11 protein-coding genes are annotated in these 13871 nt (G+C 73.6%); 10 read left to right on the forward strand and 1 reads right to left on the reverse strand.

Annotated elements, in window-relative coordinates:
- Positions 1–20: 20 nt before the first annotated feature.
- The 3 genes from BS72_RS26240 (at position 21) to BS72_RS26250 (ending at position 3706) form a co-directional block, all read left to right on the forward strand.
- Complete coding sequence (locus tag BS72_RS26240; protein ID WP_037914114.1) at positions 21–1253, forward strand: arginine deiminase; 1233 nt, start codon at positions 21–23, stop codon at positions 1251–1253.
- 349 nt (positions 1254–1602) lie between these two features.
- Positions 1603–2601, forward strand: coding sequence for an ornithine carbamoyltransferase (argF, locus tag BS72_RS26245; RefSeq protein ID WP_037914116.1), 999 nt, complete (start codon positions 1603–1605; stop codon positions 2599–2601).
- Between the two features lie 295 nt (positions 2602–2896).
- On the forward strand, positions 2897–3706 hold the full coding sequence (locus BS72_RS26250; RefSeq protein ID WP_037914118.1) for an SAM-dependent methyltransferase: 810 nt from the start codon (positions 2897–2899) through the stop codon (positions 3704–3706).
- A 204-nt stretch (positions 3707–3910) separates the two neighbouring features.
- On the opposite strand, the gene metE is transcribed toward BS72_RS26250, so the two are convergent.
- Positions 3911–6229, reverse strand: coding sequence for a 5-methyltetrahydropteroyltriglutamate--homocysteine S-methyltransferase (gene metE / locus BS72_RS26255; protein WP_037914120.1), 2319 nt, complete (start codon positions 6227–6229; stop codon positions 3911–3913).
- A 908-nt stretch (positions 6230–7137) separates the two neighbouring features.
- On the opposite strand from metE, the gene BS72_RS26260 reads away from it, so the two are divergent.
- From BS72_RS26260 to BS72_RS26290, 7 genes are all read left to right on the forward strand, one after another.
- Positions 7138–8589, forward strand: a complete 1452-nt coding sequence (locus BS72_RS26260; protein WP_037914123.1) for a family 2B encapsulin nanocompartment shell protein — start codon at positions 7138–7140, stop codon at positions 8587–8589.
- Positions 8590–8606: 17 nt separating this feature from the next.
- Complete coding sequence (locus BS72_RS26265; RefSeq protein ID WP_037914124.1) at positions 8607–9662, forward strand: family 2 encapsulin nanocompartment cargo protein terpene cyclase; 1056 nt, start codon at positions 8607–8609, stop codon at positions 9660–9662.
- An 85-nt stretch (positions 9663–9747) separates the two neighbouring features.
- Positions 9748–10620, forward strand: coding sequence for a geranyl diphosphate 2-C-methyltransferase (locus BS72_RS26270; protein WP_037914126.1), 873 nt, complete (start codon positions 9748–9750; stop codon positions 10618–10620).
- Between the two features lie 319 nt (positions 10621–10939).
- A complete protein-coding gene (locus BS72_RS26275) occupies positions 10940–11257 on the forward strand; it encodes a hypothetical protein (protein WP_037914128.1) in 318 nt (105 codons plus the stop codon).
- A gap of 44 nt (positions 11258–11301) precedes the next feature.
- A complete protein-coding gene (locus BS72_RS26280; RefSeq protein WP_037914129.1) occupies positions 11302–11595 on the forward strand; it encodes a hypothetical protein in 294 nt (97 codons plus the stop codon).
- A 553-nt stretch (positions 11596–12148) separates the two neighbouring features.
- Positions 12149–12475, forward strand: a complete 327-nt coding sequence (locus BS72_RS26285) for a YciI family protein (protein WP_037914132.1) — start codon at positions 12149–12151, stop codon at positions 12473–12475.
- On the forward strand, positions 12463–13701 hold the full coding sequence (locus BS72_RS26290; protein WP_037917736.1) for an RNA polymerase sigma factor: 1239 nt from the start codon (positions 12463–12465) through the stop codon (positions 13699–13701). Before BS72_RS26285 ends, BS72_RS26290 begins: the two co-directional genes overlap by 13 nt.
- The last annotated feature ends 170 nt before the right edge of the window (positions 13702–13871 follow it).

Consider the following 13871-nt stretch of genomic DNA (forward strand, 5'->3'; position numbering starts at 1 on the left):
GCGGGGGAACGAGTCCCCCTATGGCTTCCCCTGCTTTCCACGTCGACTCCGAGACCGGCCGACTGCGCGGCGTCATCCTGCACCGGCCCGACCTCGAACTGAAGCGCCTGACCCCGAGCAACAAGGACGCGCTGCTCTTCGACGACCTTCTGTGGGTGCGCCGTGCGCGGGCCGAGCACGACGGGTTCGCCGACGTGCTGCGCGACCGGGGCGTGCGGGTCCACCTCTTCGGCGACCTGCTCCGCGAGACCCTGGAACTGCCCGAGGCGCGCGCCCTGGTGCTGGACCGGGTCTTCGACGAGAAGCAGTACGGGCCCCTGGCCACCGGCCACCTCCGGAGTTCCTTCGAGGGCCTCGGTGCCGCCGAGCTGACCGGGGCGCTGGTCGGCGGTATGACCAAGCGGGAGTTCCTGGACGGCTTCGCCGAGCCGGTCTCGGTGCTCTTCCACGCCATGGAACTCGACGACTTCCTGCTCAGCCCGCTGCCCAACCACCTCTTCACCCGCGACACCTCCGCCTGGATCTACGACGGGGTGAGCATCAACGCGATGCGCTGGCCCGCCCGCCGCCGCGAGACCGTGCACTTCGAGGCGATCTACCGGCACCATCCCCTCTTCGCCGACGCCGGCTTCCACGTGTGGTCGGAGGGGCAGAGCGCCTACCCGTCGACCATCGAGGGCGGCGACGTCCTCGTCCTGGGCCGCGGCGCGGTGCTGATCGGGATGAGCGAGCGGACCACCCCGCAAGCCGTCGAGATGCTGGCCCGCGGCCTGTTCACGGCCGGCTCGGCCCACACCATCGTGGCCCTCGACATGCCCAAGGGCCGCGCCTTCATGCACCTCGACACGGTGATGACGATGGTCGACGGTGACACCTTCACGCAGTACGCGGGCCTGGGCATGCTGCGCTCCTACACGATCGAGCCGGGTGCCGAGGAGGGCGGACTGAAGGTGACCGACCACCCGCCCGAGCACATGCACCGGGCCATCGCCGCCGCTCTCGGCCTGGACGCCGTCACGGTGCTCACCGCTACCCAGGACGTCCACTCCGCGGAGCGCGAGCAGTGGGACGACGGGTGCAACGTGCTGGCCGTCGAGCCGGGCGTGGTGGTGGCCTACGAGCGGAACGCGACCACCAACACGTTCCTGCGCAAGCGCGGCGTCGAGGTGATCGAGATCCCCGGCAGCGAGCTGGGCCGGGGCCGGGGCGGCCCGCGCTGCATGAGCTGTCCCGTTCAGCGCGATCCGGTGTGACCAGTCCCACCTCGGCGGGAGCGGCCGGGATCGGCCGGAAGCGAACGGCGGCGGCCGGGAGGGAACCGGATCGGACGGGAGCGGCGCGGCGGACACGGACGGGAGGGCGCGGCGGACCTGGGCGGGAGGGCTGGCGAGCGGCCCAGGGAGGTCTCCAGGGAGGTCTCCAGGGGGCTCCAGGGAGGGTCCAGGGAGACCTCCCTGCGAGGGTCCCGGTGCCGGGGACGGGGCGCGAGGCTGCCGAAAACGGGGCTGTATAACAATGCTGCTCATCGTATAGAGTTCCATTAAGGGTGGTTGCCCCCCGCGTGACCCGCCCGACCGCCGACACGACCCAAGGAGACCGCGCATGCCCGTCGACCTCAAGGGCCGGCACTTCCTCAAGGAGCTGGACTTCACCGCTGAGGAGTTCCGCCACTTCGTCGAGCTCGCGGCCGACCTCAAGGCGGCGAAGAAGGCCGGTACGGAGCAGCAGCGGCTGCGCGGGCGGAACATCGCGCTGATCTTCGAGAAGACCTCCACCCGTACCCGCTGCTCCTTCGAGGTCGCGGCGGCCGACCAGGGCGCGTCCACCACCTACCTCGACCCGTCCGGCTCGCAGATCGGCCACAAGGAGTCCATCAAGGACACCGCGCGCGTCCTGGGCCGGATGTTCGACGGCATCGAGTACCGCGGCCACGGCCAGACGGTGGTCGAGGAGCTGGCCGCGCACGCCGGGGTCCCGGTCTGGAACGGCCTCACCGACGAGTGGCACCCCACCCAGATGCTCGCCGACGTCCTGACCATGTCCGAGCACAGCACCAAGCCGCTGTCGGAGATCTCCTACGTCTACCTCGGCGACGCCCGCTCCAACATGGGCAACTCGCTGCTGGTGACGGGCGCGCTGCTCGGCATGGACGTGCGGATCGCCGCCCCCCGGGCGATGTGGCCGCACACCGAGATCATCCAGCAGGCGCAGGCCCTGGCCGAGCGGTCGGGTGCCCGGGTCACGCTCACCGAGGACGTCGAGGAGGGCGTGCGCGGCGCCGACCACGTCCACACCGACGTGTGGGTCTCCATGGGCGAGGCCAAGGAGATCTGGGACGAGCGGATCTCCCTCCTCAAGCCGTACGCCGTCACCGCCGAGGTGATGCGCGCCACCGGAAAGCCCGAGGCCCGCTTCCTGCACTGCCTGCCCGCTTTCCACGACCTCGGTACGACGGTCGGCCGGGACATCCACGCCCGGCACGGCCTGGACTACCTGGAGGTCTCCGACGAGGTCTTCGAGTCCGAGCAGTCGGTGGTCTTCGACCAGGCGGAGAACCGCATGCACACCATCAAGGCGATCATGGTCGCCACCCTCGGCTGACGCCGGGACGCCCGTCGCGCCCGGCTCCGGCCGCGCCGCCTCCCGCTCCTTCCCCGCCGGTCCGCCTCCTGGCCCGGATGATCCCTTCCCCCACCTGTTCCCCATGCGTTCCCGCCCGCCCCTCCAGACCCCTCCCGTCCCGCCGCTCCGCGGCTCCGGAGCGGGGGAACCGCTGGTGAGGGGCGGGCGGCGGCGCGTCCGGCGGTCGGGTGTGGGAAGCTGGCGACGACCAGTCACCGGCTCGTGCGCCAGTGCGAGTTGACGGCAGCGCAGAGGTCGAGAAACGGAGCGCGACGTGACGCAGAACGGCTTCCGAGCCGACCAGATCGACACCAGCAGGCCGCACCCCGCGAGGATCTACGACTACCTGTTGGGCGGCAAGGACAACTACGAGGTCGACCGGGAGGCGGGTGACCGGCTCGCACAGGTGGCGCCCGAGGCGCGGCCCGGGGTCCAGGCCAACCGCGCCTTCATGAACCGCGCCGTCCGCTACATCGTCGGCGAGGGCGTCCACCAGATACTCGACATCGGGACCGGCCTGCCGACCTCGCCGAACGTGCACGAGGTCGCCGCCGAGACGGCCCCGGACGTGCGCATCGCCTACGTCGACAACGACCCGATCGTCAACACGCACGCGAACATCCTGCTCAACCGCTCGGCCGCCACGAGCATCGTCCTCGCGGACCTGCGCGAACCGGAGGTGATCCTCGAACACCCCGACGTCCGCCGGGTGATCGACTTCGACCAGCCGGTGGCCCTGCTGCTGGTGGCCATCCTCCACTTCATCCGGGACGACGAGGAGCCCGGCCGCATCGTCCGCACCCTGTGCGACGCGCTGCCCGCCGGCAGCTTCCTGGCCCTGTCCCACGTGACGGCCGACTACTACGCCACCAGCGGCAAGGCCGAGGCGACCAAGGCCGTCTACGAGCAGGCCACCGCGACCGCCAACCTCCGGACGAAGACCGAGGTGGAGGCGTTCTTCACCGGCCTCGACTTCGTGGAGCCCGGCCTGGTGCAGGTCCCCTTCTGGCGCCCCGACGGCCCGGTCCCGGCCGGGTCCGAGGGGATCGGCTTCTACGGCGGCGTGGCCCGCAAGCGCGCCTGACCCGGCCCCCCGCCTCCGCCCGGCCCCGCCCTCTTCCGGACCACGGAAGGTGCGGGGCCGGGCCGCGCCGGCGGCGAACGCGCGCCCGTCCGTTCGGTACGCGCGGAGCCGGACCGCCCGGGTCAGGAGGCGTCGCGCCCGGCGCCAACGGGGACCGCCCGGGTCAGGAGGCGTCGCGCCCGGCGCCCACCGGGACCGCCCGGGTCAGGGGGCGGCCAACTCGGCGCGGACCGCGCGGGCGGCCGTGACGAGGTTCTCCAGCGAGGCGCGGGCCTCGGGCCAGCCGCGGGTCTTCAGGCCGCAGTCGGGGTTCACCCACAGCCGTTCGGCGGGGATCGCCCTGAGGCCGGTGCGCAGCAGGTCGGCGGCCTCCTCGGCGCTCGGAACGCGCGGCGAGTGGATGTCGTAGACGCCCGGCCCGGCCTCGCGGGGGTAGCCGTGGGCGGCGAGTTCGTGGGCGACCCGCATACGCGAGCGGGCCGCCTCCAGGCTGATGACGTCGGCGTCGAGGTCGTCGATGGCCTGCACGATGTCGCCGAACTCGGCGTAGCACATGTGGGTGTGGACCTGTGTGGCCGCGCGGACGCCGCCGGTGGTGAGGCGGAACGCCTCGGTGGCCCAGGCCAGGTAACCGGGGCGGTCGGCGGCGCGCAGCGGCAGGGTCTCGCGCAGCGCGGGCTCGTCCACCTGGATGACGGACGTACCGGCCTCCTCCAGGTCCCGCACCTCGTCGCGCAGGGCCAGGGCCACCTGCCGGGCGGTCTCGCCCGGGGGCTGGTCGTCGCGGACGAAGGACCAGGCCAGCATGGTGACCGGCCCGGTGAGCACGCCCTTGACCGGACGGTCGGTGAGGGACTGCGCGTAGGCCGTCCAGCGCACCGTCATCGGCTCGGGGCGGGAGACGTCCCCGGCCAGGATCGGCGGCCGGACGTACCGGGTGCCGTAGGACTGCACCCAGCCCTGCCCGGTCGCCAGGTAGCCGGTCAGCCGCTCGGCGAAGTACCGCACCATGTCGTCGCGTTCGGGCTCGCCGTGGACCAGGACGTCCAGGCCGGCGGCTTCCTGGAAGGAGACCACCGCCGCGATCTCCGCCCGGACGCGCTCCTCGTAGCCGGCGGTGCCGATCCGGCCGGCGCGCAGGTCCGCGCGGGCCGCGCGCAGCTCGCCGGTCTGCGGGAAGGAGCCGACGGTGGTGGTCGGCAGCACCGGCAGGCCGAGCCGGTCCCGCTGGGCGGCGGCCCGCTCGCCGTAGGGCTGGGCCCGGCGGGCGTCGGCCCCGGTGACGGCCGCGGCACGGGAGCGGACGGCCGGGTCGCGTGTGATGGGGGAGGCCGCGCGGGAGGCCAGTGCGGCGCGGTTGGCGGCCAGCTCGCCGCCGATGGCGGCGGCGCCGTGCGAGAGCCCCTTGGCCAGGGTGGCGATCTCGGCCGTCTTCTGGGCCGCGAAGGCCAGCCAGCGCAGGATCCGCGGCTCGATGTCCCGTTCGGCGGAGGCGTCGAGCGGGACGTGCAGCAGCGAGCAGGAGGCGGAGACGTCGACCCGGCCGGCCAGCCCCAGCAGGGCGCGCAGGGTGGACAGCGACCTGTCCAGGTCGTTGACCCAGACGTTGCGGCCGTCGACGACGCCGGCGACCAGGCGCCTGCCGGGCAGGCCGCCGACGGCCGCGAGCGCCTCCAGGTTGCCGGCCGCCGGGCCCGTGAAGTCCATGGCCAGACCCTCGACCGGGGCCTTGGCCAGCACCGCCAGCGCCTCGCCCAGGCGGTCGAAGTACGAGGCGACCAGCAGCTTCGGCCGGTCGGCGCGGCCACCCAGCTCCTGGTAGGCGTGCCGGGCGGCCTCCAGCTCGGCCGGCGTGCGGTCCTGGACGAGGGCCGGCTCGTCGAGCTGCGCCCACTCGGCGCCCGCGGCGCGCAGGTCGGCCAGGACGCTCCCGTACACCGGCAGCAGCCGGTCCAGCAGCGTCAGCGGGTCGAAGCCGGCCGGCGCGCCGGGCGCCGGCCTGGCCAGGAGCAGGTAGGTGACCGGCCCGACGAGGACGGGACGCGCCGCCGGCACGAGGGCCAGGGCCTCGGTGAGCTCGGCGACCTGCTTGGCGGCGTCCGAGGTGAACACCGTGTCGGGACCGAGCTCCGGGACCAGGTAGTGGTAATTGGTGTCGAACCACTTGGTCATCTCCAGCGGCGCCACGTCCCGGGTGCCGCGGGCCATGGCGAAGTAGCCGTCGAGCGGGTCGGCGGCGACCGCGGCACGGTGGCGTCCGGGGACCGCCCCCACCATGACGGTCGTGTCCAGCACATGGTCGTAGAGCGAGAAGTCGCCCGTGGGGACCTCGTCGACGCCGGCGGCGGCCAGCCGCAGCCAGGCGGCGCGGCGCAGCCCGGCGGCGGTGGCCCGCAGCCCGTCTGCCGTCACCCGGCCCTTCCAGTAGCCCTCGACCGCCTTCTTCAGCTCCCTGCCGGGGCCCTGGCGGGGGTGGCCGTACACGGTGGACCGTGTCGTCGCGGTCGCGGACTTCGCTGTCACGGAGATCTCCCTCGCGAGACGATTCCCTGGGATCCCGGGCCGGGTGAGGAAGCGCAGGGTGACGGACCCGGGCGGACTCGGACGGGCGCTGCGCGGTGCCGTCCGGGGCCGCGCGGCGGGGTACCGCGCGGTCCTGGTCCGCCGGGCGCGGCCGCCGACCACCCGCCAGGCGTACCGACCCGGGACGTCCAGGACATCGGGGGCGACCGGGACGCCGGGGGCATCCGGGTACGCGTGTCCCGTACGCCACGTCTCGTGCGCCGACGGCGGGCAGGTCTTCGGGCGCTCGGGCAGGCCGTTTCCGGCAGGTCCGGGACGGACACCTGCCGGCCGCCGCTTCCCGGGCCCCTCACCTCGGGCCCGGCGCGTACGACGGCGGCCGTTCCCGCTCACCACCGCCGGGCGCTGTCGGAACCGCACCGGGTTCCCTCCCGCGAAGCGTCCCGCCTGGCGGACGGGGCGAGCCAGCCGCACCTCCCAGCGTACGGGGCTCGGACCGGTGCCGTGAGCCCGTCCGCCGGATTCGTACGGTCGTGCGGAGCGGCGGCCGACCGGGCCCCGCCGGGCCCCGCCTTTCGGCGGACCGGCGGCCGGCCGGCGGCGGACCGCACGGGAGGGTCGCCGCCGGCCAGGCTCCGGAGCGGCCCCGGGACCTGCGGCGGTCCGCCCCGGGCCGCTTCCCGGGAAACGGGACGGAGGCGTGGCCGTTCACGCGGGCGCGGGGTGGGCCGACCCAGCGCGCGGGACGTGCCGCGCGCCCCTCACTGCCTCATCCGGATGTTTGCACAACCCCGCGCGCGCACACGCCGTACCGGCCCGTGCCGTCCGCTGGTTGGCTGATCCACGCGGACGGCCGGCGAGCCAGCTCGGGGCCGTTCGCGTTCTGTGTCCATCGGCCGGGAGGAAACGTGTCCACACCGGAAGGCCCCACTGGCACCGTCGGCCCCGCCGCCGGCGGACCGTCCCCCGAGGCCGCCCTCGGGGGACCGCGCACCAGCCTCGGCATCCCGGCCGCGCGCCAGCTCGCCACCACCACCAAGTCCGAACCCCAGATGCAGGCCATCAGTTCGCGGTGGCTGATCAGGATGCTGCCGTGGCTGGACATCGGCGGCGGCACCTACCGCGTCAACCGCCGGCTCCAGCTCCAGGTCGGCCGGGGCCGCGTGCGGTTCGAGCAGAACACCGCCGACGACATCCGGGTCGTCCCCGAGACGCTCGCCGAACTGCCCGTCCTGAGCGGCTACTCCGACACCGGCGTCCTCCGCGAGCTCGCCGCCCGGTTCCAGGTCCGGGAGGTGCGGCCCGGCCAGGTGCTGTTCGAGGCGGGGCAGCCGGCCACCGAGGCGTACCTGGTCGTCCACGGCCGTGTCACCCGGTACGCCGCGGGGAGGTACGGCGAGGAGGCCGTCGTCGGCACGGCCACCGACGGCGACCAGCTGGGGGACGAGGCCATCGGCCGGTCCGATCCGCTGTGGCCGACCTCGGCGCGGGCCGACACCGCGGGGGTGCTGCTGGCGCTGCCGCTGCGGGAGTTCGCGGAGTTCGCCGACCGCGTGCCCTCCTTCGCCGCGCACCTGGCCGCGTACGCCGAGCGGGAGCGGCTGCCGGTGAACCGCAAGGGCGAGGCGGACGTCCCGCTGAGCTCCGGCCACACCGGCGAACCGGAACTCGCCCGCGGGTTCGTCGACTACGAGCTGGCGCCGCGCGAGTACGAGCTCTCCCTCACCCAGACGGTGCTGCGCGTCCACAGCAGGGTCGGCGACGTCTTCAGCGACCCGATGGACCAGACCGAGCAGCAACTCCGGCTCACCGTGGAGGCGATCCGCGAACGCCAGGAGTGGGAGATGGTCAACAACCGGGAGTTCGGGCTGCTGCACACCGTCGACTACGGCCAGCGCGTCAGCACCTCCTCCGGTCCGCCCACCCCGGACGACCTCGACGAGCTGCTGTCGATGCGGCGCAAGACCGGACTCCTCCTCGCCCACCCCAAGGCCATCACCGCCTTCTTCCGGCAGTGCAACAAGCGGGGCCTGCTGCCCGGCACCGCCACCGTCAACGGCCACCAGGTGCCGGCCTGGCGCGGCGTCCCGATCTTCCCGTGCGGCAAGATCCCGATCGGCCCGCGGCACACCAGCAGCATCATCGCGCTGCGCACCGGAGAGGCGGACCAGGGGGTGGTCGGCCTCCACCGGACCGGTCTGCCCGAGGAGCGCGAGCCGGGCCTCAACGTGCGGTTCATGGGCGTCGACGCCACCGCGGTCGCCAGCTACCTCGTCACCGCCTACTACTCGCTGGCCGTCCTGGTCCCCGACGCGGCCGGAATCCTGGAGAACGTCCTGATCGGCCGGACGGCCGAGTGAACGACGGGAAGTCCGCAATGAGCGCAGCCCCCACCGCCGCCGCCCCGCGCCTGCTGCCCGGGCCGCCGACCATCGCCGGTCCCCGCCCCCGGCGCGGCGGTCCGGTCCCGGGGCTCAGATACCGGCCCGTCGCCCCCGCCGATCCGGGGAAGGCCGAGGAGGTGGACCGCAGGCTGGAGGAGTGGGCCCGCGGCCTGGACCTCTTCCCGCCGGCCTGGAACGGGGACTTCGCGGGGTTCCAGTTCGGCCGGGCCGTGGTGCTCCAGCACCCGGGCGCGCTGGACCTGGACCGGCTGACCTGCGCGGGCAAGCTGCTGCTCGCCGAGAACCTCGTCGACAGCTGCTACTGCGAGGAGGACGAGGGGCGCGGCGCCTCGCACCGCGGACTCGGCGGCCCGCTGGTGCTGGCCCAGTCCGCGATCGACCCCTTCCACGGCACCCCCGCGCTGGAGGCGCGGTGGCGGGAGGGCGTGCAGACCGACGGCCCGCTGCGCTCCTACCACTGGGCCATGGCGGACTACGCCGGCTTCGCCACGCCCAGCCAGACCACCCGCTTCGTGCACGACATCGCCCGCCTCCACCTGGGCTACCTCGCCGAGGCCGCGTGGGCCGAGACCCGGCACGTGCCGAAGGTGTGGGAGTACCTGGTCATGCGGCAGTTCAACAACTTCCGCCCGTGCCTCTCGATCGTCGACGCGGTCGACGGCTACGAACTGCCCGAGGTGCTCTACGCCCGCCCCGAGGTCCAGCGGATCACGGCACTGGCCTGCAACGCGACGACCATCGTCAACGACCTGTACTCCTTCGCCAAGGAGCTGGCGAGCGACCCCACGCACCTCAACCTGCCGCAGGTGGTGGCCGCCGAGGAAGGGCGCGGGCTGAAGGCGGCCTACCTCAGGAGCGTCGAGATCCACAACGAGGTCATGACGGCCTTCGAGGAGGAGGCGGCGGCGCTGTCGGCCGCCTCGCCGCTGGTCGCCCGCTACGCCCAGGGCCTTTCGGACTGGGTGGCCGGCAACCACGAGTGGCACGCGACCAACACCCACCGGTACCACCTGCCCAACTACTGGTGACGCGCACGCGCCCACGAGAAGACGACCCGCCGCGTCCAGTCGACGCGGGGGGACAGCACAGCACAAGCACCACGAGGAGTTACCTTTGGCCATCACCCAGCCCGTCGCCACCATTCCGGTGCCGGCCCAGTCCACCTACCAGACCCGCGTCGCGGACTACTGGAACGCCGAGCAGAACCCGGTCAACCTCGAACTCGGAAAGATCGACGACCTGTACCACCACCACTACGGCGTCGGTGAGGCCGAGTGGTCCGTGTTCGACGAGACCGACCCCGCCAAGCGCCAGGAGCGCGTCACGGCGGAACTGCACCGGCTGGAGCAGGCTCAGGCCGAACTCCTCGCCTCCCACCTCGGGAAGCTCTCCGCCACCGACCGCGTGTTCGACGCGGGCTGCGGGCGCGGCGGCGGGAGTGTCGTGGCGCACCTGCGCTACGGCTGCCACGCGGACGGTGTGACGCTCTCGGCCAAGCAGGCGGACTTCGCCAACGAGCAGGCCCGCGCCCGGGGGATCGACGGCAAGGTGCGCTACCACCACCGCAACATGCTGGACACCGGCTTCGAGAGCGGCGCGTACGCGGCCTCGTGGAACAACGAGTCCACCATGTACGTCGAGTTGGACCTGCTCTTCGCCGAGCACGCGCGGCTGCTGCGCCGCGGCGGCCGCTACGTGGTGATCACCGGCTGCTACAACGACACCTACGGCCGGGCCTCGCGCGAGGTGTCCCTCATCAACGCCCACTACATCTGCGACATCCACCCCCGGTCGGCGTACTTCAGCGCCATGGCCAAGAACCGGCTGGTCCCGGTCCACGTCGAGGACCTCACGCAGGCCACCATCCCGTACTGGGAGATGCGCAAGGAGGCCGAGCACCTGGTCACCGGTATTGAGGAAACGTTCCTCGGCGCGTACAAGAACGGCAGCTTCCAGTACCTCATGATCGTCGCCGACCGGATCTGACCGGGTCAGACCTGATCTGACGGGAGTCGTCCGTCTTCGACTCGCCCGGCGCCGCGCGGCCGGACCGCCGCCCGCCCGGGGTGGTGCGCCGCCACCGGCCGTCGGCGGCACCTGGGCCCGGACCCCGCACCACGGGGTCCGGGCCCAGGCCCGCCGCGGCGTCGGATGCTCCGCCGGGCGCGTTGGCCGGCGGGACCCCTGGCGCTCCGGGTCCGTTCACCCGGCGTGCCTTGTCGGGGTCGCGTCAAGGCCATAGGGTGACGCGCGTAGCTCCAGGCACCACCGCCCCGTCCGGCCCCCTTTCCCCTCTGGACCTGACATGACGCGACGCCGCCGCACCCTCATCGCCGCCGGCCTGCTGGCCCTCCCCCTGGCGGCCGCCCTCATGCCCGCGGCCGAGGCGGCCGTACCGCCCGAGCACGCCGTCGTGGTCTGCCAGAGCGCCAGCTTCTACGCCAACTACGACAGCGCGAGCGGCCCGGTCGGCCTCAAGCGGGTCCTCGGCTACGGCGACAAGATCGGCCACACCCCGGGCGCGCACCCCGTCTACAACGGCTGGGCGGCCACCTTCGACTACGGCCCCAACGACTGGGGCTACCTGCGGATCGAGTGCGTCGGCGGCTACGACTCCTGGTGAGCGGCCATCCGTCCCCAACCGCCTCCGAACCCGAGGGAGCCACCATGCCCGCACTGCCGCGCGTCCTCGCCCTGCCCGCCACCGCCGCCGTCCTCGCCACGGCGGCCCTGCTCGCCCTCACCTCCCCGGCCTCGGCCGCCGACGGCACCCTCGGCGTGCGCGAGACGGTCTGCGCACAGGACCTCGACCTGCGCACCGCGCCTCTCGGCGCCTGGCAGGGCACCCTCTACAAGGGCCAGACCTTCCTGGTGGAGGAGCTCGACGGCTCCTGGGTCTACGGCTTCGCCTACGGCGACATCAACCGCCACGGCTGGGTGCAGAACGGCTGGTTCTGCTGAGCCCCGGCAGGTGAGCGCCGGCACGTGAGCCTGGCAGGCGGGCCCTGGCAGGGCGCGCCACCGCGGCCCGGTCCTGCGAACGGACGACGCGGCAATCGAGCGCGGCCACGAGGACGACGTCCACGAGTACGCCGGAAACCTCTGCTGCCGGAACGCCGGAAACCTCTAACGCCGGAAACCTCTAACGCCGGAACGCCGGAACGCCGGAACGCCGGAACCGGCCGCCCACGGGCGCGCCTTCTGCTGGACGACCGCGTCCTCCTGCTCCGGACCCCGCGCCTCGAAACGCCGGCACGGCTCTCGGTCGCGCGGCGCGCGGCCGCCGTGCCGGGCCGAGGAACCGGCGATCTCTCGTCCCGGGGCGGTAGAAATCATCCAGGCCCGTTCGTCGTACGGGCGGGGGTGAGCGCGGGAGCGGGCGGCTCGGCCGCTCCGGCCGCTCCGGCCGCTCCGGCCGGTCCGGCAGGCCCGGACCGCGCCGCGCGATCCCCCGCCGACCGCCTCGCCGCGACGACAAAGGGCCGCGACGACGGCCTCACACCGTGGAGGAACGATGAAGTACCTGATGCTGGTCTGCACCGACGGACCAGTCGACGCCGCCGAGGGCGAACTCGACCCCACCGCGTGGGTGGAGGAGACCGGACGGCGCGGCGTCAGGCTGTTCGGCGAGCGGCTGCGGCCGGCCGAGGACGCCACCACGGTCCGGGTCCGCGACGGTGAACTGCTGGTCAGTGACGGGCCGTTCGCCGAGACGAAGGAGCAGATGGGAGGCTTCGACGTGATCGAGTGCGCGGATCTGGACGAGGCCATCGAGATCGCCTCCCTGCACCCCATGGCCCGCTTCGGCATGATCGAGGTGAGGCCGTTCTGGACGACGTGAAAGAGGCCGTCGCCACCGCGTACGCCGAGGAGCGGGTGCGCATCGTCGCGACCCTGATACGTCTCACCGGCGACTGGGACCTGGCCGAGGAGTGCACCCAGGACGCCTTCGCGCGCGCCCTGGAGCGCTGGCCCCGGGACGGTGTACCGCACCGTCCCGGGGCGTGGCTCACCACCACCGCGCGCCACCGGGCCCTGGACCGGCTGCGCCGCAGCGCCACCGAGTCGGCCAAACTGCGTGAGGTGGCCCTCGCGGCGCGCGACGAGGAGCCCCCCGGCCCCGGCGGGGCGGAGCACGACGACCGGTTGCGGCTGATCTTCACCTGCTGCCACCCGGCCCTGCCGATGCAGGCCCGGGTGGCGCTCACGCTGCGCACCGTGACCGGACTGAGCACCAGCGAGATCGCCCACGCCTTCCTGGTCTCGGAACGCACCATGGGGCAGCGCCTGGTCCGGGCGAAGAACAAGATCCGCCACGCGGCCATCCCGTTCCGGGTCCCGCCCGACCACCTGCTGGCCGAGCGCACCGCGGGCGTCATGGCCGTGCTCTACCTGCTGTTCAACGAGGGCTACGCGGCCAGTACCGGCTCCGACCTGCTGCGCAAGGACCTGACCGGCGAGGCGATCCAGCTGGCCCGCATGCTCGCCGCCCTCGTCCCGCACGAGCCGGAGGCGCACGGACTGCTCGCGCTGATGCTGCTGCACGATGCCCGGCGGGCCGCCCGCACCGACCCCGACGGCGACCTGGTCCTGCTGGAGGACCAGGACCGTTCGCTGTGGAACGGCGAGCAGACCGCCGAGGGCCTGGCCGTCCTCGACAGGGCGCTGCGCCACCGCCGGCCCGGCCCCTACCAGGTGCAGGCCGCCATCGCCGCCTGCCACGCCACCGCCGCCGCGGCTTCGGCCACCGACTGGCCCCAGATCGCCCTGCTGTACGGGGAGCTGTGCCGTCTGGCGCCCGGCCCGGTGGTGGAGCTGAACCGGGCGGTCGCGGTGGCCATGGCCGAGGGTCCGGTGGCGGGGCTGGCCCTGCTGGACCGCCTGACCGCCACCGGCGCGCTCGTCGACTACCACCTGCTGCCGGCCATCCGGGCCGACCTGCTGCGCCGCCTCGGCCGCTGGGACGAGGCGGCCGCCAGCTACCGCGAAGCCCTCGCGCTGGCCGCCACGGACGCCGAACGCCGCTTCCTCACCCGCCGCCTGGCCCAGGTCCCCTCCGCCGGGTGAGGAGGACCGGCCGGCGGGGCCCCGGCCGTCGCGGGCGCCGCCGCGGCGGCCCGCTTGTTCCGGATTGCGCAGTCGCCCGTCCCGCTCGCCGGATTCGTCGAACCCGCGTGCCCGCGAGGGTAGGTTGTCGATTCGGGCCCCTTCCGATCGTCGTAGCCGTAGCCGTAGCC

This window comes from Actinacidiphila yeochonensis CN732, from assembly GCF_000745345.1.
In the GTDB taxonomy this organism is placed as follows: Bacteria; Actinomycetota; Actinomycetes; order Streptomycetales; family Streptomycetaceae; genus Actinacidiphila; species Actinacidiphila yeochonensis.

Bases quoted from the DNA above. Each gene is read 5' to 3' on its own strand.
- BS72_RS26240 (WP_037914114.1), top strand. From the start codon at position 21: ATGGCTTCCCCTGCTTTCCACGTCGACTCCGAGACCGGCCGACTGCGC.
- argF (WP_037914116.1), top strand. From the start codon at position 1,603: ATGCCCGTCGACCTCAAGGGCCGGCACTTCCTCAAGGAGCTGGACTTC.
- BS72_RS26265 (WP_037914124.1), top strand. From the start codon at position 8,607: ATGAGCGCAGCCCCCACCGCCGCCGCCCCGCGCCTGCTGCCCGGGCCG.
- BS72_RS26275 (WP_037914128.1), top strand. From the start codon at position 10,940: ATGACGCGACGCCGCCGCACCCTCATCGCCGCCGGCCTGCTGGCCCTC.
- BS72_RS26280 (WP_037914129.1), top strand. From the start codon at position 11,302: ATGCCCGCACTGCCGCGCGTCCTCGCCCTGCCCGCCACCGCCGCCGTC.
- BS72_RS26285 (WP_037914132.1), top strand. From the start codon at position 12,149: ATGAAGTACCTGATGCTGGTCTGCACCGACGGACCAGTCGACGCCGCC.